This is a genomic window from Rhodoferax aquaticus (assembly GCF_006974105.1).
Classification (GTDB): domain Bacteria; phylum Pseudomonadota; class Gammaproteobacteria; order Burkholderiales; family Burkholderiaceae_C; genus Allorhodoferax; species Allorhodoferax aquaticus_A.
The window spans coordinates 2820941-2846707 of the sequence record NZ_CP036282.1; the positions used below are offsets into that span (position 1 = coordinate 2820941).

20 protein-coding genes are annotated in these 25767 nt (G+C 52.2%); 10 read left to right on the top strand and 10 right to left on the bottom strand.

The features are described from left to right. Positions 1 to 12 precede the first annotated feature (12 nt). The 3 genes from EXZ61_RS12925 to EXZ61_RS12935 are packed head-to-tail and all read right to left on the bottom strand — an operon-like array spanning position 13 to position 4015. Positions 13 to 255 (bottom strand): hypothetical protein, encoded by a 243-nt coding sequence (locus EXZ61_RS12925; protein WP_142812155.1) that lies wholly within the window; start codon positions 253 to 255, stop codon positions 13 to 15. Next, the gene (locus tag EXZ61_RS12930; RefSeq protein WP_142812156.1) at positions 252 to 1589 is read right to left on the bottom strand and encodes a restriction endonuclease subunit S; all 1338 of its coding nucleotides are present in this window, start codon (positions 1587 to 1589) and stop codon (positions 252 to 254) included. Before EXZ61_RS12930 ends, EXZ61_RS12925 begins: the two co-directional genes overlap by 4 nt. A 5-nt stretch (positions 1590 to 1594) precedes the next feature. Then, positions 1595 to 4015, bottom strand: a complete 2421-nt coding sequence (locus EXZ61_RS12935; protein WP_201799077.1) for an HsdM family class I SAM-dependent methyltransferase — start codon at positions 4013 to 4015, stop codon at positions 1595 to 1597. A gap of 430 nt (positions 4016 to 4445) precedes the next feature. Here EXZ61_RS12935 and EXZ61_RS12940 point away from each other — a divergent pair, with 430 nt between their 5' ends. Beyond that, positions 4446 to 5138, top strand: coding sequence for a hypothetical protein (locus tag EXZ61_RS12940; protein ID WP_142812157.1), 693 nt, complete (start codon positions 4446 to 4448; stop codon positions 5136 to 5138). A gap of 1 nt (position 5139) precedes the next feature. On the opposite strand, the gene EXZ61_RS12945 is transcribed toward EXZ61_RS12940, so the two are convergent. After that, complete coding sequence (locus tag EXZ61_RS12945; RefSeq protein WP_142812158.1) at positions 5140 to 5601, bottom strand: hypothetical protein; 462 nt, start codon at positions 5599 to 5601, stop codon at positions 5140 to 5142. A 532-nt stretch (positions 5602 to 6133) separates the two neighbouring features. Between EXZ61_RS12945 and EXZ61_RS12950 the strand changes: the two genes are divergently transcribed. Genes EXZ61_RS12950 through EXZ61_RS12960 form a run of 3 tightly spaced genes read left to right on the top strand, consistent with a single transcriptional unit; the run spans position 6134 to position 8960 of the window. Beyond that, complete coding sequence (locus EXZ61_RS12950) at positions 6134 to 7081, top strand: site-specific integrase (protein ID WP_168224761.1); 948 nt, start codon at positions 6134 to 6136, stop codon at positions 7079 to 7081. A gap of 59 nt (positions 7082 to 7140) precedes the next feature. Further along, positions 7141 to 7446, top strand: coding sequence for a hypothetical protein (locus EXZ61_RS12955; RefSeq protein WP_142812160.1), 306 nt, complete (start codon positions 7141 to 7143; stop codon positions 7444 to 7446). Between the two features lie 35 nt (positions 7447 to 7481). Further along, the gene (locus tag EXZ61_RS12960; RefSeq protein WP_142812161.1) at positions 7482 to 8960 is read left to right on the top strand and encodes a hypothetical protein; all 1479 of its coding nucleotides are present in this window, start codon (positions 7482 to 7484) and stop codon (positions 8958 to 8960) included. Positions 8961 to 9101: 141 nt separating this feature from the next. Here the strand turns inward: EXZ61_RS12960 and EXZ61_RS12965 are convergent, their stop codons facing one another. The 3 genes from EXZ61_RS12965 to EXZ61_RS12975 all read right to left on the bottom strand — a co-directional run bounded on the left by EXZ61_RS12965 (position 9102) and on the right by EXZ61_RS12975 (position 13311). Beyond that, the gene (locus tag EXZ61_RS12965) at positions 9102 to 9899 is read right to left on the bottom strand and encodes a nucleotide-binding protein (protein ID WP_142812162.1); all 798 of its coding nucleotides are present in this window, start codon (positions 9897 to 9899) and stop codon (positions 9102 to 9104) included. Positions 9900 to 9937: 38 nt separating this feature from the next. After that, positions 9938 to 10741 (bottom strand): hypothetical protein, encoded by an 804-nt coding sequence (locus EXZ61_RS12970; RefSeq protein WP_142812163.1) that lies wholly within the window; start codon positions 10739 to 10741, stop codon positions 9938 to 9940. 1709 nt (positions 10742 to 12450) lie between these two features. After that, complete coding sequence (locus EXZ61_RS12975; RefSeq protein ID WP_142812164.1) at positions 12451 to 13311, bottom strand: hypothetical protein; 861 nt, start codon at positions 13309 to 13311, stop codon at positions 12451 to 12453. A 393-nt stretch (positions 13312 to 13704) separates the two neighbouring features. Between EXZ61_RS12975 and EXZ61_RS12980 the strand changes: the two genes are divergently transcribed. Beyond that, the gene (locus tag EXZ61_RS12980) at positions 13705 to 14349 is read left to right on the top strand and encodes a hypothetical protein (RefSeq protein WP_142812165.1); all 645 of its coding nucleotides are present in this window, start codon (positions 13705 to 13707) and stop codon (positions 14347 to 14349) included. A 13-nt stretch (positions 14350 to 14362) separates the two neighbouring features. Here EXZ61_RS12980 and EXZ61_RS12985 read toward each other — a convergent pair whose 3' ends face one another. Next, the gene (locus EXZ61_RS12985) at positions 14363 to 15178 is read right to left on the bottom strand and encodes a hypothetical protein (protein ID WP_142812166.1); all 816 of its coding nucleotides are present in this window, start codon (positions 15176 to 15178) and stop codon (positions 14363 to 14365) included. A gap of 22 nt (positions 15179 to 15200) precedes the next feature. Next, a complete protein-coding gene (locus tag EXZ61_RS12990; RefSeq protein WP_142812167.1) occupies positions 15201 to 16778 on the bottom strand; it encodes a tyrosine-type recombinase/integrase in 1578 nt (525 codons plus the stop codon). 243 nt (positions 16779 to 17021) lie between these two features. On the opposite strand from EXZ61_RS12990, the gene mutS reads away from it, so the two are divergent. From mutS to EXZ61_RS13015, 5 genes are all read left to right on the top strand, one after another. Then, positions 17022 to 19604, top strand: coding sequence for a DNA mismatch repair protein MutS (gene mutS / locus EXZ61_RS12995; RefSeq protein WP_178084885.1), 2583 nt, complete (start codon positions 17022 to 17024; stop codon positions 19602 to 19604). A 99-nt stretch (positions 19605 to 19703) separates the two neighbouring features. Continuing rightward, positions 19704 to 20531 carry a proteasome-type protease gene (locus EXZ61_RS13000; protein ID WP_142812169.1) on the top strand — a complete coding sequence of 276 codons (828 nt, stop codon included), beginning with the start codon at positions 19704 to 19706 and terminating at the stop codon, positions 20529 to 20531. A 14-nt stretch (positions 20532 to 20545) separates the two neighbouring features. Continuing rightward, positions 20546 to 21361, top strand: a complete 816-nt coding sequence (locus EXZ61_RS13005) for an alpha/beta fold hydrolase (RefSeq protein WP_142812170.1) — start codon at positions 20546 to 20548, stop codon at positions 21359 to 21361. 8 nt (positions 21362 to 21369) lie between these two features. Then, positions 21370 to 23172 (top strand): sensor histidine kinase, encoded by a 1803-nt coding sequence (locus EXZ61_RS13010; protein WP_142812171.1) that lies wholly within the window; start codon positions 21370 to 21372, stop codon positions 23170 to 23172. A 2-nt stretch (positions 23173 to 23174) separates the two neighbouring features. Further along, a complete protein-coding gene (locus EXZ61_RS13015; protein WP_142812172.1) occupies positions 23175 to 24893 on the top strand; it encodes an EAL domain-containing response regulator in 1719 nt (572 codons plus the stop codon). 21 nt (positions 24894 to 24914) lie between these two features. Here the strand turns inward: EXZ61_RS13015 and EXZ61_RS13020 are convergent, their stop codons facing one another. Then, a complete protein-coding gene (locus EXZ61_RS13020) occupies positions 24915 to 25748 on the bottom strand; it encodes an undecaprenyl-diphosphate phosphatase (RefSeq protein ID WP_142812173.1) in 834 nt (277 codons plus the stop codon). Positions 25749 to 25767 lie beyond the last annotated feature (19 nt).

A 25767-nucleotide genomic window follows, 5' to 3' on the forward strand; every position in this document is an offset into this window, starting at 1 on the left:
AAAATGTGCTCATCACGTCTTCTCGTAAATCGTTTGCCCAATCAAGACCAAGTGTCTGAAAGGGGTGCAAGCAGAGTCATCAGGATCGGCCAAACTGGCTTTGATGTTGGTGGCCTGCTTGTATTGGATGAGATCAACCATCACGGTTTGCTGCACGTTGTCGTGAGGACGGCATGCCACGCCATCTGCACGCAAGCCAAACCGCTGAGCCAAAACCATGTTGGGAACTGTTGACTTTTGGGAGGCTTGACTCATGCGGCCTCCTGTTGCGGCTGCGCATACGAAGGAACGCCTTTGGTCACGGCTTCATGAATGACGCTGGTGCGCAATTGTGTAAGAGCGTCAAGCTTTCTATTGATCAGCCGAACATTCCGGTCAACCAGTTCGGTTGCTCTATCAAGATATTCTGCAATAGCGACTTGCTCGGGCATTGGAGGAAGTGCGATTTCATAATCCTGAATCACTTTCAACCCAAGAGCAGGCAGTGCAGTTTGAATGATCTTCGACTCAAAATTAAGAGAATTCAATAACCAAAAACAAAGTCGAGTATTTAAGTTTTTCCTATTAATCACACATGCAAGATGACTGACAACAGCCATATCCCTTGCAAGAACGGCACGAACATTACTTCGAATGGATTCGCCACTCTTTGGAAAAACAAATGTTCCTGCTTTCCAAACCTTAAGCCCAAGGTTTTCGGGGTTTTTAACTTTATCTTTCGATACTGAACAAAATCCGTTTTTAGCCGAAGACAAATCAGACACTCGGAGAAATGGAACATCAGATTCGTTTTCACTAAGTAGATCGGGTAGCGGCGCTGGATTTCCTGCACCAACCTTTGTTACGTCCTTCAGACGGCCAATTTCCCATCCATTAGGCACATCCCCAATCCAGTCCACCCCGCTTGCCTTCATAGGCACGCTAGAGTCGAGCCCCTTGGTCACCGCTTCATGGATGAGTGACTTTTTGTGCTCTTGGAGCAAGGCTTTTTTGCGTTCGAGCAGTGCGCGCTGCTTATCAATCAAAGCTGTCGTTTTATCGAGGTAGTCCGCGATGGTGATTTGCTCGGGGAGAGGGGGGAGAGGAATGTAAAGCTTCTCAAGAACCCCCATTCCTATATTTTGTTGAGTTCCAAAGCTCCAATAATACTCAATCATGCCTCTAAATATGGATGATGATACAAAGTGAAACCCAAACCTTGGATTAACAATATCACCATTGCAACGCAACGCAGCCAAGGGAGACCAAATATTAAATATTCTGTCAGTATCTACAAATGCAGCAACACCAGTTGTGGCACCAGATTTAACTATAAAAATGTCGTTTCTTTTAGGGATAAATTTTCTAGAAAATCTCCTATGTTCAGCATGAGATATATAACCCCTTACTTTTTCGAAATTTAGCTTACCTGACGAAACTGCTTCGGCCGAAACAAAAGGCACGCCTTCAGATTCATCAACGAATACAGGTGTTTCGTGTGGTCCATCCGTCACTTTAGTTTTTACAACATCCTTAACTCTCGCAACTGACCAGCCTAACGGAATTGTCTCGATCCAACTTGTAACACTATTGTTTTTTTTATTTTTCATAATATTTACTTTGACTTCGTTAGGAATTTGGACATTTCTTCCTCAATAGCACGAAGAGATTCATCAACAAGAGCTATCTCTAGCAGCAAATCTTTTGATGCGCGGATTTGTGCAAGTTTTGGAAATACGCGATTGAAGTTGATCTCTGAGCCCACACTCTTGGCTTTAATGGTCGATGGATCGCGCACCCACTTGGCAATGAAATCGGCAATGAGCTTGTCATTGAGTGAATTACCGTGTTCGTCTTTCCTGGATGAATAGGGGATGGTTTCGGTATCAGACTCCATAAAGGGGTCCACCGAGATATCCCAGCGAATGTTCTCTCCCGCCTTGGACTTAGCGACCTTGGCCTTAACCGAGAGCACTCCAAGCCCATGCTCATTCACCACACCACCGGCTTTGGCTTCTTGGATGCGGTGCTCTTCACGGTTCATCGTCCACACCGAGCCATCGAGAAGTTCAATGGAGAGGGCCTCTGAAGACCGAACCTTTCCATTGAAGTCATCGACAAACACTTTGGCAGAACCATCTGTGGAATCAACTGGGGCCGTTAAAGGGCCTGAAGAAGAACCAGTTGAGCCAGAAGGGCCAACATTTGAGCTAGCACTCTGCTGCACACCGCCAGTCGCGGTTGAGTAGTGCATGCCATCGACCACGATCGATTTGACTTTGGCCGCATCAATGGCAGTGCTCTTTTGAATGGCACGCCCCTCTTCGTCATGGCGATGCAGCTCAAGACTGACCTTGTTGTAGAGCAGATCATCCACGTCCATCACTCGCGAGATGTCTGAATCAGTGAATGACTTGAAGCAATCCAAAATCCGAGTGCGATTGGCCGGGTCAATCTCACAGTTCTTCATGTTGAGATTCTTCTTGAGCTTTTTGAAGCACGTTTCAGCATTGATCAGCAACACCTTGCCTTTGCGGGACTCAGGCTTGTTGCGATTCAAAATCCAAAGGTAGGTCGCAATGCCGGTATTGAAGAACTCATTCTTGGGAAGCTGAACAATGGCCTCCACAACGTCTTGCTCTTGGAAAAGCCAACGACGCGTCTCCGACTCCCCTCCTCCAGCATCACCAGAGAAAAGCGTTGAGCCAGAGTGAACGATTGCACCTACGCCGTTCTCTTCGAGGTGAAAGACCGCATGCTGCAAAAACAGCAACTGACCATCAGAGGTAGGTGGCATGCGCGAGGCATCAAAGCGACCGCAATTGCTTGTTTTGATGGTGGCCGCAAACGCTTTCCAATCCACACCGTAGGGAGGATTGGCCACGATGAAGCCTGACTTGTAGGCTAAGTAGTGGTCATGGGTGAGCGTGTTGCCCCAAGCAATCTGTGCATCTGGCCGAAAGCGAGCTTCAAGAGCCGCCAGAGCGTAGAGAGCATCATTGAGCTCTTGACCGCGCACACGGACCGAAAGCCCTGGGAACTCCTTGCGCAGAGCCTCCTCAGCAGCAAACAAGAAGTTTCCACCACCGCAAGCCATGTCATAAACGTCACAGATCTGTGAGGAGTTGGTGTTGGGACGCCGAGCTTCAATGCCAAGTGCACAAGCCAGTGCGATCAGATCCTTAGGCGTGTATTGCTCACCGGCAGTCTCGGCAGAGATATCAGCCCACATCCGCTTGATGTGCTCTTCAAGTGTGGTGACCTCTGAGTTGTCAAATTCCACCAAGTCCACATGAGCCCAACCGGGCGTGTCACCCGCACCAGCACAGAAGGTAAACAATGGATCGTTGGGGCGACTTGAGAGGTCAAGTGCAATGCCCTTAATGTCCAAGAACTTCGGCTGGCCTGGAGCATAGTCAACGCCAAGCAGACGCTTTGTCTCTGGATCAAACTGCTTTAGGAACGATTCGACCTGAACATAGAAGTTTCCAGTCTTGACCTTAACCAGTTCAGCAAGACCAACACCTAACTGAGCAATATCGGGGTGATAACCGTATCCTTCATTCTGAATGTTTATTTGAAGCCATTGAATGTGATTGGCATCAGCTTGATTGAATGGTGTGCCTGTCTCACTTTCAAATTCAGCCATCTTTTCAGTGCGCAGTCGCTTAATTCGAGACTCCACCAAGGCCAATGCAAAGAACGGAGCCATGTAGCTGGGGTAGTCGCTCTCTTTGACCCCAGTGCCCCTAAGCGTGTCGGCTGTGCGCCAGATCAGCGATTTGTATTTAAGAACTCCAGCACCAATGGCTTGACCCACATCCTCATCAGAGGAAATTGAAGCACTGTTATCAGAAGACTGCCCGTTTACTGCCTCTAACCGTTTGATAGCCGGTTGCGATGTCTTTGTGGTTGGCCCAGTAAGAGACGCACTATTGCTTGAAGTGCTTGGAAACTTATGACCAAAAACTGCGTTATTGAATTGCTCGTGACCCTGTTCTGTTTCAAATGTTTTATCGTTAAATTCTTCTGCCATTCCCTGACTCCGATTTGTGGAGTCTTATTCCTCTCAAATTGCAAGAGTGAAGTCAATTGAATTGCGAACAAAAATTACACAACGAAGAGTTGTGTCGAAACACTCTTTTTGTTGTGTATTGCAGTGCGTTGTTATGCGGCACTCAATACGGGTCAACTCGATAAATATGGATGCAAGCTTCCAAAACAATTAACACCCGTTTGTTTGACTTCAGTGACGGAAGACGCTTTTATGAAGCTCATACGTCAAGGATGCCATGCCTCAGAGTCACCTCCCCGTCCAATTAAGCTTCGTGTTTGTCGCGGTGGACTCAGGGCCCAGCCTTGAAGAACTTCACACCGTTGAAGTCCGAGCACGCCTTGACCATTGGCACCTGGATGCACTTAAGAGTGTTTGTAAAGGCAGCCAACTCAAGCCAAAGACAGTGACCATGGCTGAACTCACGCAGCAGATTGAAATCCACAGCCAGAGATTCATCAAAAGTGCTTCCTTCAACTACGTTGATATCGTGCTGGAGTGCGAGACAAAGGCCGCCACACAAAACATTGCCGCCCAAGGTGGCTCGTTGATCCATGATGTGCAGTGCAGAGCCCAGTTGCCCGAGACACTCATCTTCGATGAGGAAGAGCGCGTGATTCACTTCATTGCGGAGCTCTTTGCAGGCTACGCTTATATCGAGATCATTGAGCGCGTTGACGGTGAAGATCACCTCTCTGTCATGACCACGGGCAAAGGGAACGTGGAAACCAATCCGTTCTTTGAACAGGAAGAGCTGGAAATCACATTGACAGTGGGGAACACCGCACCGATAACAATGCTCAAGGTTTCGCGCAGCTCTGGCCCCTTGAATGCATTTTTTGACCAACTCCCTGCCTCATCTCGTTCAACGCCAGGTGAGCGCAGAGACTCCACGATCATGCTTATTGAATCCGAACTGCAAGACGCCCTTGATGCTCAGGGTCATCCCGATGTGAAGTTTCAGATTGAAGATAGAAGCCATCAGGCTAATCACCCCACGATCGACTTCAAATGCCTTGCACCCATTAAACCTGCAAGCTTTGACCAACAGATGTTCAAGTCCACCATATTGCAGTCTGGGCTAGGTCTTCTGAAAAGCCCATGACTTACTTGGAGCGGCTGCGCTCCTCAAGAATTTTCAAACCTTTTGCGAGCAATGCGGCCTTAGCTAGGCTTACTTCCTTGCGTCTACCCTCTGCCCTTGCGCTCTCGTTTACGCTGGACTCTCTCGAAGCACGTTTCGGGCGATCCATTTCACCAACTGGAGGCTTTGGGACCTCTGGTGCAGCACCGAATACCGGCATAGATGACATAGGGGTATTCATCATCCACATCACGACATGCACAATCCAAAAGGTATCCCTATTGCCTATGGTTATCACTGGGATCTGTGGCATTTGGCCGCGTGCCTTTAGGTTCCAGACGAACTTGACTGGCTTGTTCATGATCTGAGCTAACTGCACTTGACTCAGCAAATCACCAGTGAATCCATGCTCACCCTTAATGCGAGCTACCGCTGCGTTAATTGCGATCCAATCTGGCTGATGCTTTTGATTCTCCACTTGCAACTAATGCTCCTTTGAGCACTAACTTCGCAAATAAAGCTTTCTGCGTCAAATCAATTTCCAGACACAAGGCACGCGCTTGGAATGCCCAAAATGTTTCAGAAAAATGGCGCATATTTGGCGCAGTCGTATTGAGTAGTCGTGAGCACTGGCGAGCACTAAATGCCGTTAAACATCTACATAACGATATTTAATGTGAGCGCATTTCATATCTTTTGCTGCTCAATCACACATCAGTGGTGCCTCGAGCCGGAATCGAACCGGCATTCAGCAGGAACCGAACCGATCTAAATCTTGCCATTAACTCCTCTGAAAATCAGTTACATCTGACCAAAGGCCATTCCTGTTTTGCCGCGCCAAATGCAATATGGCGCATATATGGCGCAATAAGAAGAGAGGAGAAGACATGCCAATAAGAGCAAGAAAAGGAAAGTCTGGAAGCGTTACCTACCAGGTAACTATAAGAATCAAGAGCCAACCAACACTCACAGAGTCGTTTAACACAAAGGCTGAAGCAGAACGCTGGGAGGATGCGATGAAAACCGCAGCACGTGACTCAGTGAAGACGATGCCAGACACAAAGCGCTATCGCCGCACCACAATTAAAGAAGCTTCACAGGCGTATCAACTATCTCTCAAATGTAAAAGAACCACGATTCAAAATCTCAAGATTCTGGAGCGTGAGGTGGGCTCTACCGCTCTTGCCAATATCACCACAGAGTTCCTTAACGACTACGTTACACACATGTGTGCAACCAATTCTCAATATGGACGACCCTACACAAAGGCAACCATTGCAAAGCAAATTCAGGCGCTTAGGGGACTGGTCCGTTTTCAAGCCGAGTCGTTGCGAGTTGAGCCACCGCTATCAGCTATCACCATATCGGTATTGGGTGATGGATGGGATAACGAACGAACCCGACTATTAGAGCCACACGAGGAAGATGCCCTGCGCACAGAGTTCAAAAATTGTGTCAATGACGAGCACTGGCCACTTTTGATGACTATCGCGCTAGAAACAGGAGCGCGGCAAGCGGAGATCGTTATGGCTGAACAAAAAGAATTTGATCTCAACGAAAAAGTGTGGATCATCCCGGCTGCACACACCAAGGTCAAAAAAACGCGGCAAGTTCCGCTGTCTAAAGTTGCACATGCGGCAGCCAAGAAGCTCATCAAACTGCTAGATGAAGAAAATGAACGTCTCTTGGCTGCTGACCCCAAAGCAAAGAGACTGACTCGTGTGTTTTGGCCTTTCTCAACTCCCAGCTCGGTGAGTTCAGGCTTTCGAAAGTTGACCAGGAAGCTGCGCATTGATGACCTTCATTTCCATGACCTGCGCCACACCGCGATTACCCGGATGGTTCTCACTAAACGCAAGCTGAGTGTTTATGAGATCATGAAAATTGTGGGCCACACCACGTTAAAGATGCTGGATCGTTACGCCAATTTAAGGGGAGGAGATCTGGTCGACAGGATGGAGTAATCACCAGCCTAGTCTTTAGCGGCAAATTGGATTTACTCAAAATAGCGTGAGGTCGAGCTGTGGAGCCCATTGCCCTGCGCAGAGAAGCGCCTCCAAATGATCCTGACGATGATGTGCCTAACTCGATCAATAAAGCCAAGGTCTATGAATCCGAGATGCTCGCGCTGGCTTTAAACAAGGGCCACGGCTTTAATGATCGCCCAAACGCCGCTCGAGTCACCGCAGCTCAATCCGCCCGAGCTCGTGGAGCCATTGAAATCGCCTCGCGTTTAGACGCCATCACCTGCGCCATTGAGGAGCGTGAAGAGTATGAGGCTTTCATCCCTGCGGTGAAGCCCTCCAAGCGAGCTGTGCGCGCTTTGTAATGCGCCGCTAGAATTCTTCTAAGAGAGGGTATTTCATGGCAACACAAACACTAAACAAGCAGGCTTTGAGCGACATTGCCTCTTTGCAATCTTATGCACCGCGCCAGGCCGCGCTGGATTTGTTGGCACAAGGGTGCATGGAGGAGTTTCTGGATTGGGAGCTTGGTGAGGGTTACGTTGCTGCCAACGGAGAACCCAAGCAGGTTGAAGAGCGTTTTGCGGTGGCGACGCGGCGTCAAGCCCTTCTCAATGAGCTTGCCCTGGACGGGGCTCTTTACGGTCGAATCTCTGATGTCGCGCAAGGCAAGGAAGAGGACGCGTTACTTCGTTTGGCCCTCGAGCGCATCCCTTATCTTTTTGCTTCGCCTCTTGAAATTGCTCTGCGCACCGCTCCGATCGAAGCCTTTGAGAAAACCCTTTTATCTTGGAGCTCCCCGGAGCGCCGTTTTTTCGGGATCGACGGCTCGAGCAAAGATGGGCATGGCTGGCAAAGTTTTTCCATCCGATCGAGCATTCTTGATAAGAAACAGAGCTCACGCGCACTGTTCGACATTGGTCAACGTTTGAAGCGCCATAGTTTGCTCACACTCGCGCTTCTTTTAGGCAAAACAGAGCACGCCGTGGCCCTGTGTCGCCATGGATTGCGCCCTGATTCGCAAAATGAGTGGGACGATGTATTTAGTGCTCTTCAATCCTTCAAGGGCCTCACACCGGATCAGCAAACATGGCTTACCGGATGCGTTGAACCAAAAACTATTCAAGCGATTGAGTGGCTCATTGAGCAGGACAACCTTTTTAATGCGATGGAAGAGGCCGCCGAAGAGCTTGAGGCTCCTCAAGGTATTCCCAAGCTTGGTGAGCTCTTGGACCAAGGAGCCAGCTTTAGCTACTACCCGATGATTAAGGCCATGGAGTGGGGACAACTTGATTTGCTGGAGCGGATGTTTAAATCCGGTGGCAACCCGAATGTCACCTACAAGAGCGGGGCCCCGCTTATGGCACGCATAGCCGGTGACGAGTATTTTACGCTTGAAGCACTTGATCTTTTCTTGAAATACGGGACCAACCCGACCATGGGTGAAGGTGCCGAGAGTTATTTCGGGGATGGATGGAATCTCTCTGCACTGGCTTCATTTGTTTGGTCTGGGCGTTTTGAGCATCTTAAAAAAGCGTGTGATGGACCTGTAGCGCCCATCGCACTTCGGCGCGACAAGGCGGGCTATGAGCCTTCCTTTGGGGACACCAAGAAGAAATCCAAGAAGCCTAAGGTTTACTACTCCCAGATGCTCGCTTTAGCTCTGCAAAAAGATCATGGCGCAATGGCTGCGTGGATGATCCAAAAGCACGGTTGCCGGCTGGATGACCTTGAGCCAGAAAATGGTGAGCCATGTTCCGCGTTCGGTCAGGGCGACACGATTGAAGAAGCGAAAGCTGCACAACTGCAAGCTGAAATGAAAGCAAGTCTTCCCAAGCCGGAGCTTAGGACGACCTCTTCATTGGCAAATACTCCATGAGCAGAGCGAGTAACCACCGAAGCAATTTTGAAAGTTGATTAGTGGCATGAGTGAACCGTCAGTCTTGCCTGCGAATTAGCCCCACCGATTGGCGAGCAGTGCACAGCAGAGCACCCCACGCATTGCGTGGGGCTATAACTCCTAATTGATTAATTCAAGGCTGCTAAAGCACGTCTCTGTCTGTTTTAGGAATCCTTCAATTTTGGTCAAACGAATCCTCCAACCTGTAAGTATTCCGCGCTGGCTCAAAAGTCTAGGTATAGCTTGACTGAACGTTACCAACCATTTATCCACCAAGGCAAAAGTTCCGTGATCAAGTGCAGGAAAGCTTATGATTTTCCCACCTGCAGCCAGGACTTTGGCTGCCGGATTACCAAACTGTGTTGCTAGTTCACCATCAAAGAAATAGAAATCCTCATCATTTCCAAAGCTTTGGTTCTTGGCTACAACATAGGTCACATCATCTCCCCAGATATCCATCACCTTCGTTACGCTAGCCCCGGAAGCTTGAACTTGCGTAATGACACACAACACAACGATTTCGTAACCTTCTTGACGATACTGATCTTTGAAAGATTTCATGTCGCCATAGACATAACTTAGATCAATCAAGCCACCTGGAAGATCCATTAAGACAATGTCAGCATCAGTATCTAAAGTGTCACCAAATTTGTCGGCGTCAGACTTTGCATCAAACATCAAGACCCCGGCATCTGGCCTATTGTTGTTTTCAATGACGTCATACTCCCCCTCTTTGTCTTTCAAACCGTATGCCAATGCTAATTGGCCCACATTGGGATCGGTGTCGTATGCATGCACTCTGACTGCAGTCCCGTCCTTCTTCTTTTGATTTCTCAAATACTCAAGCAGTGCCTTTGCTACTGTGGATTTTCCTACGCCTCCTTTTGCGGATGCAATAAATATTGCTTTCTTCTTCATACCTTCTCCTTTTTGGTTGTTGTTTATCCATTTGTTTTTTAGCGGTATTTTTCCCAAAGCTCTGCCCAACTTTTTATCTTCCCTTCAATTAAATCTCTGTGATACCTAAGCGGAACTTCGATCCTATCGTCAGGTGGAAACTTCAATGTTGATCGAGGTCGTTCTGTATGCGCCATCTCCCAAACCGCTTTTCGCAAAGCTGCAAATGAGCAAGGCGTTCCACCAAACATCGTGTGAATGTCATTCTCTTCACCATCAACCTCATTGAACACCAGTGGTTGGTCTTTAATAGTGACCCGGCTCGGCGGGGTCCGAATGTTAGGTCTTGATCTTTGCTCAACTGAAACAGTGGAGGAGCTAAGGGCAGCTATTTCGCTTGGCTCAACAGTTTTTGGAACTGCTGCAGGGCTCTCTCTTTTTGCGTCTGACGGTGCACTACGGACTCGTTTTTTCTTCGTCGACTTTGCACTTTCCTTTGAACTTGGAGTGGCATCTTCAGCCGTAAGCCAAACGGGATTTACCTTTTGAATTTTTGCTTTGAATAGTGCATCCCTCACTGCCTTCGCTTCAGCTAATGTCGTCAGACTTTTTGCCAGAGTATGAAGCTTTGCCATATGTATGGCGGAGACTGAAAAGCCAAGCCGTCTGACGGCAAGAGCCATTTCGGCGTGTGTGTAACCAGCAAGTTTCCAGCCAACTATTAGTTGGGGCTTGGATCGCACAAAATGTATTGCGTCGCGTTTGGAATTTCCAGATACAGCGTCGACACCGAAAATCATCTCAGCTTCGGCATTGCAATCTGTATCGTCACTTAAGTTACTCATTTTGTAATCACTTATCATTTATTCACCTTCAAAAGGGTGGGCTTCGATAAGTCACAGTCTCATTCCAAAAATCGATGAGCAATACAAAACGAAAAGTATTTACTTGAGCGGTCGATATGACCCGCCAGAAGGTATCAAAAAGGGCTTGTTTTTACTTGCACTCTAGAGTAGAAACGGTAAAGTTATCCGTTTTTATTCATATCAATCGCAATCTGAGACTTGTAAATAAATTACATTTCTCCAGCATGTGCCGTTACTCTCTTTAATTCAAAGGTTAGGTGCTGCTTAAACGCTCATGAGAAGCGGCCTCTCGACTGGTTGATTTACGACCTCTTCAAAGACTAGGCAATCGGGAAGTATTCGAGCATCTAGTTGAACCACTTACGCATGAACCACACACCATGTTGGGATAGCCGCGCATCATTGACACACCAAGTCCAAACGCTCACGCACTAACCACACACCATGTTGCGATAGCCGCGCATCATTGGCACACCAAGATCAACAGCCTACGCACTAACCACGCACCATGTTGCGATAGCCGCGCATCATTGGCACACCAAGATCAACAGCCTACGCACTAACCACGCACCATGTTGCGATAGCCGCGCATCATTGACACACCAAGTTCAACCGCTTACGCACTAACCACACACCATGTTGCTATAGCTACGCATCATTGGCACACCAAGTTCAACCGCTTACGCACTAACCACACACCATGTTGCTATAGCTACGCATCATTGGCACACCAAGTTCAACCGCTTACGCACTAACCACACACCATGTTGCTATAGCTACGCATCATTGGCACACCAAGATCAACAGCCTACGCACTAACCACACACCATGTTGCGATAGTTACGGAGCATTGGCACACTAATTTAAACCACTTACACATGAGCCACAAGCCAGGTTGCGACAGTTTCGCGACATGGGCACTGGAGGCAGTCGTGAAAACCGTATCTCTAGGTGCTTAAGCCCTAACTAACCAGCGTTACAAGCTAGCAATCTGAATCCAGCATCCACGTCGACGTTGCCAATCTGGCATATTAAATGTGCCCTTTTTGACCGATTCGTTTTGTGTTTGGTGTGGAGATAGTCGTTATGTGTTTTTTAGGCAGGAATTGGTGTGTGTGGCGCTGATTTGAGATTTATAGACCATTGCCCTCCCGGCGGGGTGTTTAGAACCTTTTTGAGCTCTTTTCCCTCTGAAACGATGCGCTTTTTGCGTGTTACCAAATGGCTAACAAATTCGAGCAAAAAAACGTCACCTTTTTTTTGATTTCTCCTCTGAAAACAGCGTTCTAACACCTTTGCTACCACCATTTTTTCAAGATATTGAAAAAGGCTACAACTTGGTAATGCTTATTGAATTCAATCGTCAGCCGTGTCTGGTCGACTCCTCTGCGCTCAAGTCGGTCATGCCTATGTGCCGGAAGGTTAGAGCTCACATCAATCCCGGCATGGCTATATCAACCTAGCACTTGATGACCGACGATGCCGGATTCATGGTCATCAATGCCACTAAAACTGCGGAAATAGGGCCGATTCAAGGGAGGTAGTATGCAGCTTAGCCATCATAGAATAACTCATTGATTTGATTGAATATTTTCCTGCAACTGCACGTTTTTTAGGCGCATTTCCACCGAATGATGATGGACACCGCGCATACTACGTGCACAAAAAAGGGGCCTCAGGCCCCTTAAGTAAGTGAGTTGAAACCGTTACAGGCGGTTACTCATCTGGGCATTCGCCGCCGGTTCTGGCATCGGAATAAAGCACTCTAGGCCCTCCTGCTCATGCTCAGCAATGCATTCTTGTGCCATGGTTTTGAAGATGGCCGAGGCGGTGGGGACAAGCTTTTTGATTGGGCTTTGTTCACCCATGAGAAATTTGGCTTCATCCAGAGTCAAGGGATGAAATATTGACTCCATGCTGTCTTGAAACTTCAGGAGCGATGTGGGCGTCTGGTCTTTGGGTGCTGAGGCATTCATGAACTCGATGGATGCCACGTCATTCAATAAAATCCCCTTACGAAATAGCACCTCAATGACAGCGTCTGCGCGATTGAGCGCCGCTGCTGCTATCGGGGGCAAAAACAATGGGGTCGGAGCTTGAGGCAATTCCACTTCAAGAATGATTTCAAAAATGTCCAATCCATTTTTCTCAAATGCTGCTTGGGCGATCACCAAGTCATCCTTTGTGTTGCACTGAATCGCATCCGCAAGGATCAATTTCATGGCCGCAATTTGCCCCAACTTAAGCGTGCGCGGCGTGAACTCCACCGGCACTTCTTCATTGCACAAGCTAACAAGGTTCATTGCGACGGCCTTGTCCATGTGACGCAAAGCCAAGCTGACATACACCCCCTCAAAGTTCTCCCAAGGGTCTTCACCGCGATCGTTGAGCTCATAGGTCATCACCTTAGTCAGACCATCAAAGGTTGCACGCTCCAACTTAGGCTTCTCTTGACCAGCCTTTTCCATCATGAAAAAGAAGGCGTCAGGTGCGCTGCATGACACCGCATAGGCAGGCATGTGTTGCGGAGCGGAGCAACCCTCAGGAGTGATGACGATGTCAAACAAGCTCTCACCGCGCTTTTCCAACTCCAAGCATAGCTTGGACAAAGCCTCAGCATCATTGGACTCGATGGCCTTGAAGATGCGAGGAGCCAAAGCTGTATTTGATTTACAGCCCTGGACTTTTTTGACACCTTTTGCCTTATTTGCGCGCTGCTTTTTGCATGCCTTTTTGTAGCTCACCGACTCTTTTGCCGCCTTTGTCATCTTCAATTTCCTTTCATTGAAACAAGCCCAATTGCTTGCGAGAGGCGCAGTGTGAGACAGCTTGATCACTTTGTTTCACCGCAAGCCTTGGTATCAGGTTCAATCAGGTTTAATCAGGCTGGATGCGCGCAATAGTCGAAAGTATTCAAGAGGGAAAACCTGTCAGAATTCATTGCACTTTTTGGAGAGGCAATGGCCAATACGGGAAAAAGGCATCGCTTGAAGGATCTAGATGAGCGGATTGAGCTTGTTAGAACGCTCAACAGCATGTCGGTGAAAGAGCTGAAGACGACATTGCTCTCACCTGTTCACGTCAGCATTGCTACGGGTCGTGAGACCTCCACGTTGGAAGCGGACCGTGCAAAGCGGCGCAAAGCGTTAAAGGCTAATCCCCCTACTCCAATTCCAGGCAACTCACCCCTATCACTTGAGTTCATAGAGCCTGCAGAAGGCTATCGCGAAGTGCAATACCGAGCCTACGACTTGCTTGGATACCTCAACCGTCTAAGTGAATCGGCCATCCCAAAGATAAACCAGCCAAAGTCTGCGATAGCTGCAACTCAAATGCGGGGGTTCCAATCCTGGCTCTCGACGGCCATGCCCATGGATGACTGGCCCTTTGTGATTCAAGAAGATGGACGCCCGATCAGTTTTGCCCAAGCACTGATCACCGGCACGCTCACTGAGAACTGCAAACGACTTACTCTTAGTGAGTTCACCTACGAGCTCATGCACGCATCCAACAAGGCGTTTTCAAAGTTTGAACAAGCGGAGATAGAGAGGACTGCCAAGAAGCCTGTGCGTAAGGCTTCTGCTGGAAAGAGAGCCCCGCTCTAATGTGCTGAACCCTTTAAAGGGACTTGCTAGCCTTCTTAGGGTCTTTCTCACTGGCTACGGCAGCAATCTCGGTGGCCTCGATTGAAGCTTTTACTTCATTGACCTCCCCCTTTAGGATTGCCAGCCAAGGTTTTGCAAACTTCTTGTGTTCAGACTCCTTTAGCCAAATGGAGTGAACAGCTTGCACTGGGGTCAACCAAACACACCTTAGCTTGCCGAAATGAGCCGCAACGCACAGCTTCTCCATCTCAGGCAAGTCCATGCCCCAACCCTTGCAATGAAGAGTGTGGCGCCCCCTTCGATCCGTCTTTGGTGAAGCAAAGAACGGCACCGGCTGAGACACCCAACCGAGCAAGCCAGCAGAGGCAAGTTTCACTTCAAAAGTGCTGTAGCCAGCATTCTCTTTCTGGAATCTTCTGAGGTCGCCCATCAAATAGGTGACCGGTTGATTTGACCCTATGGCGCCCTTCTCGGCTATCTTGATCATTCGCAAACCCTTGGGCTTTGCGTCTTGATCATCTGAAGGTTTGGGCTTTCGTCCAGCAGCCTTAGCAGCATCATCGGCTGCCTTCTTTAGTCTGGCCGCCTGCTTGTCTTCTTCGCTAGGCAGCCCACTGTTGCGCAGCTCCCGTAATTGAGAGACGGAAATGATGAGATAAAAGGCTGCAAGTTCGGCTTCAACTGCCGTGTCATCACTGAGCACTGCCAATCGACTACGACGTTCGGCATCTGCGATCATTTCGTCAAGAGACTTCTTGGCCTTGCGACCTCCAGTCTTTATCCTCTTCGCGCTATTGTCTTGGTCGGCCAAATCGACTGCTTTTGCCATGCTGCCCCCAGGTTTTTAATGATTATGACTTTGTCTTTCTAGTCTTGCGTGCTGGGCCAGTCCGGATGATCTGTTCATCTTCCTCAGGCAATTCCGGCTCCTTGGCTGGTCTTAGTGCGTTGTAAAGGGAAGGGGCTGACTTCAGGATAAGCTTTTCAATCTTGACCATGCGCTCCATGTGATCCTTCCACTCTGGTGCGGTGTAGCGACCAAGAGTCTCGCCTCCACCCACTGCATGTCCGAGCATGCGTTTAACTTGGCGATCGATGAGGCCTAGTTTTTCACAAGCTGCACCGAATGTTCTACGCAGATCATGGCCCCTCACAGCCTTAATACCTGCCCTCTTACGCACGGTATCCATGGCTACAGATGGATCTGCGTAGTGACCTACCTTGCATGGGATTCTTGAAGGAAGTAACCACTGCCCTCCTGCGTTCTCTGGTTCCTTATGGTCCACTTCTTTGCCATCTTTGATGTAGACCAGTCCTTGGCGGCTGCTGGGCATTTTTGACTCAAAAAGCCAAGGGATGCCTTTGCGTCGATCAAACTTTCTAAGCTTTAAGAGTGCCAAAGCCATTGGGCCAATCGGAAACTCGTGATCGCCGCGATTCTTTCCGTCGTAGATGAAGACCACTTTGTTCTTCAAATCCACCCAGCGCTCAATGTGAGCTTTTTCATCCGGAATATCTTCACGCCATTTGAGACTCCGACACTCGTCACCGCGCAAACCCCACAACAGATCAAGGATCAAGAAGTCGGCACCACGTGGGTTCTCTTTGCGATATTCCCATGCCGCCTCCAAGAAGGGTCCAATGGACTCAGAAAATGAGAGCGGGTTTCGGACCCCTTTTGTTTTGTAGTCACTCTCAAGCTGATTGCGATCTCGATACTTTTTCTTGGTCAGCAATATCGTGAATGGGTTGTAGACCAACGTCGGCTCTCGCCTTGCTGCATGGGCGTTGTGGATTTCGTTTTGAATGGCGTTGTTGACTGCGGCTGTTGCCCATCGCCCCATGGCCTCAGCGGCGGTCCTGTGCTGCTTTGTCACCGCATGCAGATCAAATCGATCAAGCACTTCTTGCCCAGTGATCAATCGAACCTTACGGTCCTCCCAGTCTTCAAACTTATCCCGAGCCTTGTTGACCGAGTCCAATGAGTTCTTTTTTATAGGACGAGCCCGCCCTTTAAGGTCGGCGATATATCGGTCCCAAACCATGCCGAAGGTCAATTCGGATGCTTCAATTTCGTCAGCGATTCGATTCGGGTTGGTTCCATGCTTGATGGCAATTGCGATTTTGTCTCGGGCAAGCTCTCTAGCCTTGTCGATTGAGATAGGCTTTTCTGCCCCACGCTTACCCCAAGCCAAGCAGACATCGATCTTCATCTTCTTTTTCTTGATCATCTTCTCAACAAGATAGATCGAGCCCCGAGCACCTACCCGGACTGCGAATCCAGGAGGAGCCTTACGGTGGGTGTCATAGACGAGATAATTAGGCTTGTCTGTCTTTTTCCAAACTACCTTTTTTACTTTTTCGTCCCACGTTGGCGCATTGTCGAGGGACAAACTTTGGACGAGGGTGTCTGTCAGGGCGAGCTTCATTCGGACTCCTTGGCTGGCTCTTGGCGGAGTCAAAATGGTTGCTCCGCCAGGATGTGGCAATTTTAGGCTAAAACTGGAACTTGGCGGCAACTTGGCGGATTACTTGGCGGATCGATGTGGCTTAATAGAGGTGCAACACAGGACAACATGGCGCGTTAGACATTTATGAACTCTCCCTCTGAAAACAACGAAAAACAGCCCGCTTCCCAGAGGGAAAAGCAAGATTTTGGATCGCACACCCCCATGATGGCCCAGTACCTTGGGCTCAAGGCAGACCACCCCCACACACTTTTGTTCTACCGCATGGGGGATTTTTACGAGCTCTTTTATGCGGATGCAGAAAAAGCAGCACGTTTGCTCAACATCACCCTGACCCAACGGGGCCAGTCTGGTGGGCAACCTGTGGTGATGGCGGGGGTGCCGTTTCACTCCGTAGAAACCTACTTGGCGCGGCTTATCAAATTGGGCGAGTCGGTTGCGATTTGCGAGCAGGTGGGCGAAGTCACCGGCAAAGGCCCGGTCGAGCGCAAAGTGGTGCGCGTGGTCACGCCCGGCACGCTCACTGACATGGAGCTGCTCAGCGACAAAACAGAGTCCATGCTTTTGGTGGTGCACCAAGGCCCACGCAATGCCTGTGGCTTGGCGTGGATGAGCGTGACCCAAGGCGAGGTGTTTTTGGCCGAATGCACGCCCGATGAACTGGGCGAATGGGTGGCCCGCGTGAGCCCTGGTGAGCTCTTGTTCAGCGCGGGGGCAACGCCCGCGTTTGAAGCCCGCCTGCGCAGCTTGCACCCCGGCAACACCATGAGCATTTCAGCCCGGCCGGACTGGCAATTTGATGCTGCCTTGGGTGAACGTAAATTGCTAGAACACCTGCATGCCGCAAGCCTCGCCCCTTGGGGTGCGAATGAACTCACGCTCGCACATGCAGCCGCTGCCGCCTTGCTGGGCTATGCGGAGCACACGCAAGGGCGCGCCCTCACCCATGTGCACAGCGTGCGGGTGCAGCGCAACGATGAACTGATCGACCTGCCCCAAACCACTCGGCGCAACCTGGAGCTGACCCAAACCCTGCGTGGCGAAGAAAAACCCACTTTGTTTTCGCTCTTAGACACCTGCATGACCGGCATGGGTAGCCGCTTGCTCAAGAGCTGGCTGCTCACCCCACGCCGTGAACGCACCGTGGCGCAGCAGCGGCTATCGGCCATTACGGCGTTGCGCTCTGCCACCAACGCCAGCCACCAGCCCGCTTGGGCGCAGCTGCGCGACGGACTCAAGGGTTGCAGTGACGTAGAACGCATTACCGCCCGCATTGCCCTGCGCCAAGTGCGCCCGCGCGAGCTGGTTGCGCTGCAGCAAACACTACAAAAATCAGAGCTGCTTGCGCATATTCCACGGGCGCTAGAGGCCTATTTGGCTGAAATTTCTGGCCATTTGCAGCCGCCACCGGCGTGCGCCGCCTTACTGGCTTGCGCCATTCACCCCGAGCCTGCGGTCTTGGTGCGCGATGGCGGGGTGATTGCCAGCGGTTTTGATGCCGAGCTCGACGAGCTGCGGGCCATCCAAACCAACTGCGACAGCTTTTTGCTTGACCTTGAAGTGCGTGAAAAAGCCCGCACCGGCATTGCCAACTTGCGCGTGCAATACAACAAAGTGCATGGCTTTTTCATTGAAGTCACGCAAGGCCAAATCGACAAAGTGCCTGAGGACTACCGCCGCCGCCAAACCCTCAAAAACGCCGAGCGCTTCATCACGCCCGAGCTCAAGGCATTTGAAGACAAGGCCTTGAGCGCCCAAGAGCGCGCGTTGGCGCGCGAGAAATGGCTGTACGAGCAAGTGCTAGACCAGCTGCAGGCCTTTGTGCCTGTGCTGACCCAGCTGGCGCGCGCCTTGGCCACCTTGGATGCGCTGTGCGCCTTGACCGAGCGCTCGCTCACCCTGGAATGGTGTGCGCCCCAGTTTGTCAAAGAGCCTTGCCTAGATATCACCCAAGGCCGTCACCCCGTGGTGCAGGCCCGCCTGGCAGAAACCAGCAGCGGCGCCTTTATTGCCAATGACACGCGCTTGGGCACCAAGCAGCGCATGCAAATCATTACCGGCCCCAATATGGGTGGTAAGTCCACCTATATGCGCCAGATCGCGGTGATTGTGCTGCTGGCCAGCATGGGCAGCTACGTGCCGGCGCAGGCCTGCCGCTTGGGGCCGATCGATGCCATCCACACCCGGATTGGCGCGGCTGACGATTTAGCCAACGCCCAGTCCACCTTCATGCTGGAAATGCTGGAGGGCGCGCAGATTTTGCACAGCGCCACGCCCCACTCGCTGGTGCTCATGGATGAAATTGGCCGTGGTACCAGCACCTTTGACGGCTTGGCGCTGGCCTCGGCCATAGCCACGCAGCTGCACGACAAAACCCAGGCCTTCACGCTGTTTGCCACCCACTACTTTGAGTTGACCGAGTTCCCGGCCAAGCACCATGGGGCCGTGAACGTGCATGTCAGCGCCACCGAATCGGGCCGCGACATTGTGTTTTTGCATGAAATCCAAAGTGGCCCCGCGAGCCGCAGCTACGGCATCCAGGTCGCACGCTTGGCAGGCATGCCCGCTGCGGTGGTCAACCAAGCACGCCACACACTTGAGGCCCTAGAGGCCCAAGCGTCAGAGAGCAATGCCCAGGTGGACCTATTTGCAGCGCCACCCGCTACTGAAACCATAGCTAGCAGCGCCATAGATACGGCGCTTGCGGCCATTAACCCCGATGCGCTGAGCCCCCGCGAGGCCTTGGACGCTTTGTACCAACTCAAAGCACTGGCCGCGAAAGCCTAGTGCGCTCAGGGCTGGTGCTGCACGCCCTAGTGCAGCACAGGCCCATTGCATTTTCACCTGCCCCGCTACACTTGGCCTTTTGCGCCACTCCACAGAACCATGACCTACTGCGTCGCTATCAAACTCAATGCCGGACTGGTGTTTCTCTCGGACTCTCGCACCAACGCGGGCCTGGACCAGATCAATACCTTTCGAAAAATGATCGTCTACGAGAAGGCCGACGACCGTTTCATGGTCTTGCTGTCGGCGGGTAACCTGAGCATTTCGCAGTCGGTGCGTGAGATTTTGCAAATCGAAAAACTCAAAGACTCCAAGAACGACGAAGGCACCACCATTTGGAACGCCACCAGCATGTTTGATGCTGCGCGGGTGCTGGGTGCCGCCATCCGCCGCGTGCATGAGCGTGATGCAGCGTCCTTGCAGCAATCGGGCGTGGACTTCAACGTGTCGCTGATTTTTGGTGGCCAGATCAAGGGCGAAGGCATGCGCCTGTTTCAAGTCTACTCCGCGGGCAACTTCATTGAGGCCACGCCGGAGACGCCCTACTTCCAAATTGGTGAATCCAAGTACGGCAAACCCGTGCTGGACCGCGTGATCACGCCCGAGACTCCGCTGGACGAGGCCGCCAAGTGCGCGCTGGTGTCTATGGACTCCACGCTCAAATCCAACCTCTCCGTTGGGCTGCCGCTGGACATGGTCGTGTATGAGGTCAACCAGTTCCAAACCAATAAGGTGGTCTGCATTGACGAGCAAAATCCCTATTTCAAGATGCTGCACAACAGCTGGGGCCAAAAGCTGCGCGAGGTGTTTGACAGCATTGAAGACCCCATGTGGAACGGCGAGTCGACCACCGTGCCGCTGATGAGTCAGTCATCGCGCAACATGCCCTTGAAGAAGATCAGCACCCCAGAAGACAAGCTTATTTGAGGGCCAACGCCGCCATGACGCCCCTCATTTTTTCGCATGCCAACAGCTTTGGCGCTAGCACCTATGCGGTGCTGTTTGATAGCCTGCGTGCCCGTGGTTTCTCGGTGGATGCGATCGAACGGTTTGGCCACGATGCCAAATACCCCGTCACAGACAACTGGCCCCACTTGGTGCAGCAGCTCATTGACTTTGCGCAGGCACGCTTTGATGCCACAGGCCAAGCGCACTTTTTGGTTGGCCACTCGTTTGGGGGCTTTGTCAGCCTCATGGCCGCCGCACAGGCCCCCCACCTCGCACGCGGGGTGGTGCTGGTGGACTCCCCCATCTTGGGTGGCTGGCGCGCCACCACCTTTAGCGTGATGAAAACCACGCAAATCGTGGGAGCGGTATCACCGGGCGCGGTAAGTCGCACGCGGCGCAACAGTTGGCCCAGCCAAGACGCAGCGTTCGAGCACTTTCGCCACAAAAAGGCCTTTGCCAAATGGGACGAACGCGTGCTGCGCGACTACATTGCCCACGGCACACACGACGAGGGCAAAGGTAGCGACAAGAAACGCATGCTGAGCTTTGACCGTGCCGTCGAAACCCAGATTTACAACACGGTGCCAGACAACTTGGACCGGCTACTCAAACGCCACCCACTCAAATGCCCCGTCGCATTCATTGGGGGCCGCAGTTCGGTAGAGATGAAGCAAGTCGGCATGGGAATGACTGAAAAAGTCACCAAAGGTCGCATAATGATGCTGGATGGCAGTCACCTTTTCCCCATGGAAAAGCCGCTGGCCACAGCAGCTGCGTTGGAGGCTGCCCTGCGCAATATGGAGACCTAAGACCTGCCATGAGCCACAGTGATGACCTGCAACACCAGCTTGATACCTTACGCAAGCAACACCAGGCATTGCAAGTCGAACATGTGGCACTCCAGCAGAGCATTGAGAAGCAAGCCATTGCGCTGGAATCATGGATGGAGCAGCGCACCAGCGAAATCAAAGCAGAGGCAGCGGAACAGCGAAAAGCGGAAGCCCTGCAGCGGGTGCTGTACCGCATGGCCGAACGCTCGGCGGCTGACCTTAGCTTTTATGACTTCTTGCGCGCACTGCATGGCATGCTCAACGAGGTGCTGTATGCGAAAAACTGTTACGTGGCCTTGGCCAACCTCTCGCGACAGACCATCAATTTTCCCTACTATGTAGACGAGCGCGATGGCGACATCATGCAGGCGGATGATGTGCCCATGCGCCAAGGACTCACTGAGTACGTGCTGAGCACTGGTCAGGCACAACTCATTGACGCCCCCCGTTTTGCCCAACTCCAAGCCAGTGGCCACATCACCCAAGCGACTGGGGACCTCAGCTTCACGACCTGGTTGGGCGTGCCCTTGCGCATGCGCGGTGAAGTGCTGGGCGCGCTGGTGGTGCAAAGCTATGAAGGCGGCATCCACTACACGCGCAATGACGAAGACGTGCTGTCCTTTGTCGCCCACCATGTGAGCGCTGCGATTGAGCGCCACCAAGCCTTGGACGACTTGCGCAAGTCCGAAGCACGCTACCGAACAGTCATTGAACAAGTCGGGGTCGGCGTGGTGGTGGTGCAAGACGGCAAGATGGTGTTTGCCAACCCGGCTTTGGTGCGCATCGTAGGGCACCCCTTGAGCTATTTGTTGGCTAAGCCCTTCACCGCAACCATTCATCCGGACGATGTGCCAGGGGTTGTAGATCGGCACATGAGGCGCTTGCGCGGTGAGTCGGTGGATGCCTTCTATGGTTTTCGCGTGATCACACAGGCGGGTGAAGTGCGTTCTCTGGAGCTATCTGCGGTCAAGATTGAGTGGGGCAAGCGAGATGCCACCTTGTTGTTCGTGGTGGATGGCACGGCCCGCTTGGAAACCGAGCGCAACCAGCGTATTGCCCTGGAAAAGCAAGTGGAGCTCAACGACATGAAGTCGCGCTTTATCTCCATGGCCTCGCACGAATTCAGAACCCCGTTGGCCACCATCCACGGATCGGTAGAGTTGCTCCAACACTATGGCGAGCGCATGCCCGCTGAGAAAAAGCAGCTCACGCTGCAAAAGATTGACGACTCCGTTGCGCGCATGACCCACATGCTGGAGAACGTGCTCATCATCGGACAGGCCAACGCTGGACAATTGGAATGCAAACCACAGCCCTTGGCGATTGCCGCTTTTTGCCTAGGGCTGCTCGACGAAACGCGCAGTGCACTCAGCAAGCAGTACGAGTTGGTCCACATGAAACTGCAACTGCCAGAGGCACAGCAGCACTACCTGCTAGACGACACCTTGATTCGCAACATGGTGGGCAACCTGCTGAGCAATGCCATTAAGTACTCGCCCCTAGGCGGTGAAGTCAGCCTCAGTGTCTTCGAGCAAGCGCAGGCCTTGGTCATCCGCATTGCTGACCAAGGCATAGGCATCCCCTCGGCCGATATGCCGCACCTGTTTGACAGCTTTCACCGCGCCAGCAACGTGGGCACCATTGCGGGCACGGGGCTGGGCCTGTCCATCGTCAAAGATGCAGTAGATTGCCATGGCGGCACAATCGCGGTACAAAGCGAGGCTGGCAAAGGGAGCTGTTTTACGATCACCTTACCTTTGCAAAGAGTGCCCACGCCAACCCAAAGGTAAGCATGAAAATCCTCATCGCCGAAGACGAGCCCTCACTGCAGCAAAACCTGCAGTGGATGCTAGAAATGGAAGGTTATGAGGTTATAGCGGCCAATGACGGGCAAGATGCCTACGCCAAGGCTTGCACACAGCACCCGGCGCTCGTCATTACCGACGTCATGATGCCTCTCCTGGACGGCTATGGTTTGGTCAAAGCATTGCGCGAGAACCCTGCCACCTCGGTGATCCCCATTGTGATGCTCTCCGCGAAGGCGGATCGGTCCGACGTGCGGGCGGGCATGAATCTCGGGGCAGACGACTACCTCACCAAGCCCTACCGCCGTGAAGAACTGCTAGACACCGTGCACGCCCGCATTGCCCGCAGCGCAGGGCTGGCGGATGCAGCCACACGCATTGCGTTAGCGCACGACACGGCAACACAGCTAGACCCCCTGACCTCCCTGCCGAACCGCGACACCTTTGAAAAACAGCTAGAAGCACTGGTCGCCGCAGAGCAGCCCGGCCGCACCGCCATCATTTGTTTTGGGGTGGACGGTTTTTCCAAAGTCAATGAGTCCCTGGGCAAAGTGGCGGGAGACTGGGTTCTCTCAGAAGTAGCGATGCGCCTGAGCCTTAACGCATCGACCGACGGTCATGCAATGCTGGAACACCGCGCTGTGAGCCGCATCGCGGGGGACGTGTTCGCCATCGCAATTCAAGGCCCGCTAGACGCACAGTCCGTAGAGCAACACGCACAAGGGTATTTGGCTGTGTTGGCCAAACCCTACCAAGTGCAAGGCCAAGAACTTTTCTTGACTGCATGCGCGGGGGCTTGCCTGCAGTCGCAAGACCGCGCGGCGCCCTTGCTCATGCAGGCGGAATCAGCCCTGCACCATGCCAAGCCTGCGGGCCCCGGCAGCTACCTGCTGTTTGATAACGCCATGACCCAACAGGTCATGCGCAGGTTGAATATCCACAACGAGCTGCACCGAGCTCTAGACAACGGCGAGTTGCAACTCTTCTACCAGCCCCAAGTCTGCGCACGCACCGGTGCGCTCAAAGGCTTTGAGGCCTTGCTACGGTGGCAGCACCCCCGCCTGGGCTGGGTATCGCCCGCAGAGTTCATACCCATTGCGGAGGACAGCGGCATCATTGTGCGTATTGGTGAGTGGGTCATGCGCACGGCTGCAACCCAGGCGGCTGCTTGGGTCGCCATGGGGCACAGCGACTTTCGCATGGCGGTCAACCTGTCCGTGCGCCAATTCGCTGGCAGCAAACTACCCAGTGTGGTCGAGCGGGTACTGCAAGAGACCGGGCTTGCGCCCCACATCTTGGAGCTGGAGGTCACGGAGAGCATGGCGCTGCAGAGTGTGGCTTCGACCTTGAGCACTTTGCACGCCTGCAAAGCCTTGGGCGTAAAGCTCTCCATGGACGACTTCGGTACAGGCTACTCCAGCTTGGCCTACCTCAAGCGCTACCCCCTCAACGCGCTAAAAATAGACCAATCGTTTGTGCGCAATATCACCCAAGATACGGGCGACGCGGCCATCACCCGTGCCATTGTGGCCATGGCCCACAGCTTTGGCATGTCGGTCATCGCGGAAGGCGTAGAAACAAAAGCCCAGCTGGCGTTCTTGCGCGAGCTGGGCTGTGAAGAGTTTCAGGGCTACTTGTTCAGCCGCCCCGTGCCTGCACCAGAGGCCATCAAGTGTTTTGCGGGCTATACAGACGCAAGCGACTAAACCCGGGGGTTGAAGCGCTCTTTATTCGGCCCACACCACGGTGCCGGTCCATGCGGTCAGCAGCACCACCACGCCAAACACAATGCGGTAGTAGGCAAAACCCACAAAGCTATGGGTCGCAATAAAGCGCAGCAACCAACGCACACACACCCAGGCACTCAAAAACGAGAACACCAGCCCCACGCCAAACATGGGTACGTCCGCCATGCTGAGCAAGGCACGTTCTTTGTACAAGCTGTACACGCCCGCACCGATCAGCGTGGGAATGGCCAGGTAGAACGAAAAGTCAGTCGCAGCCTTGCGTGACAGGCCCAAAAACATACCGCCAATGATGGTGGCGCCGCTGCGGCTGGTCCCCGGCACCATGGCCAAGCACTGCACCAAGCCGACCTTGAGAGCGTCCAAGGCGGTCATGGCCTCCACACTGTCGATGCGTACCGCGCCAGCCATCGTTTGTTGACGGCGCTCTGCCCACAAAATGATGAAGCCCCCAATAATGAAGGTGCTGGCCACCACGGTCGGCGTAAACAAATGCGCTTTGATGGCCTTGCCAAACAACAAACCCAGCACCACGGCCGGCACGAAGGCAATGAACACATTCAAGGCAAACTGCTGGGCTTGCTTCTCAGTGGGCAGGGCCACCAGCGTGTCCCGAATCTTTTGCCAGTACACCAAGATCACGGCGAAGATGGCACCCGTTTGGATTGCAATATCAAAGACCTTGGCCTTTTCGTCGTCAAACCCCAACAGCGCACCCGCCAGAATCAAATGCCCGGTCGATGAAATCGGCAAAAACTCGGTAAAGCCCTCAACCACGCCCATGATGGCGGCTTTGATTAACAATGCAATATCCAAAACACACTCCTAAGTAAAA

Excerpts from the sequence above, each read along its gene's own strand:
- EXZ61_RS12925 (WP_142812155.1), bottom strand. The coding sequence starts at position 255 with ATGAGTCAAGCCTCCCAAAAGTCAACAGTTCCCAACATGGTTTTGGCT.
- EXZ61_RS12930 (WP_142812156.1), bottom strand. The coding sequence starts at position 1,589 with ATGAAAAATAAAAAAAACAATAGTGTTACAAGTTGGATCGAGACAATT.
- EXZ61_RS12935 (WP_201799077.1), bottom strand. The coding sequence starts at position 4,015 with ATGGCAGAAGAATTTAACGATAAAACATTTGAAACAGAACAGGGTCAC.
- EXZ61_RS12940 (WP_142812157.1), top strand. The coding sequence starts at position 4,446 with ATGGCTGAACTCACGCAGCAGATTGAAATCCACAGCCAGAGATTCATC.
- EXZ61_RS12950 (WP_168224761.1), top strand. The coding sequence starts at position 6,134 with ATGAAAACCGCAGCACGTGACTCAGTGAAGACGATGCCAGACACAAAG.
- EXZ61_RS12960 (WP_142812161.1), top strand. The coding sequence starts at position 7,482 with ATGGCAACACAAACACTAAACAAGCAGGCTTTGAGCGACATTGCCTCT.
- EXZ61_RS12965 (WP_142812162.1), bottom strand. The coding sequence starts at position 9,899 with ATGAAGAAGAAAGCAATATTTATTGCATCCGCAAAAGGAGGCGTAGGA.
- EXZ61_RS12970 (WP_142812163.1), bottom strand. The coding sequence starts at position 10,741 with ATGATAAGTGATTACAAAATGAGTAACTTAAGTGACGATACAGATTGC.
- EXZ61_RS12980 (WP_142812165.1), top strand. The coding sequence starts at position 13,705 with ATGGCCAATACGGGAAAAAGGCATCGCTTGAAGGATCTAGATGAGCGG.
- EXZ61_RS12985 (WP_142812166.1), bottom strand. The coding sequence starts at position 15,178 with ATGGCAAAAGCAGTCGATTTGGCCGACCAAGACAATAGCGCGAAGAGG.
- EXZ61_RS12990 (WP_142812167.1), bottom strand. The coding sequence starts at position 16,778 with ATGAAGCTCGCCCTGACAGACACCCTCGTCCAAAGTTTGTCCCTCGAC.
- mutS (WP_178084885.1), top strand. The coding sequence starts at position 17,022 with ATGATGGCCCAGTACCTTGGGCTCAAGGCAGACCACCCCCACACACTT.
- EXZ61_RS13000 (WP_142812169.1), top strand. The coding sequence starts at position 19,704 with ATGACCTACTGCGTCGCTATCAAACTCAATGCCGGACTGGTGTTTCTC.
- EXZ61_RS13005 (WP_142812170.1), top strand. The coding sequence starts at position 20,546 with ATGACGCCCCTCATTTTTTCGCATGCCAACAGCTTTGGCGCTAGCACC.
- EXZ61_RS13010 (WP_142812171.1), top strand. The coding sequence starts at position 21,370 with ATGAGCCACAGTGATGACCTGCAACACCAGCTTGATACCTTACGCAAG.
- EXZ61_RS13015 (WP_142812172.1), top strand. The coding sequence starts at position 23,175 with ATGAAAATCCTCATCGCCGAAGACGAGCCCTCACTGCAGCAAAACCTG.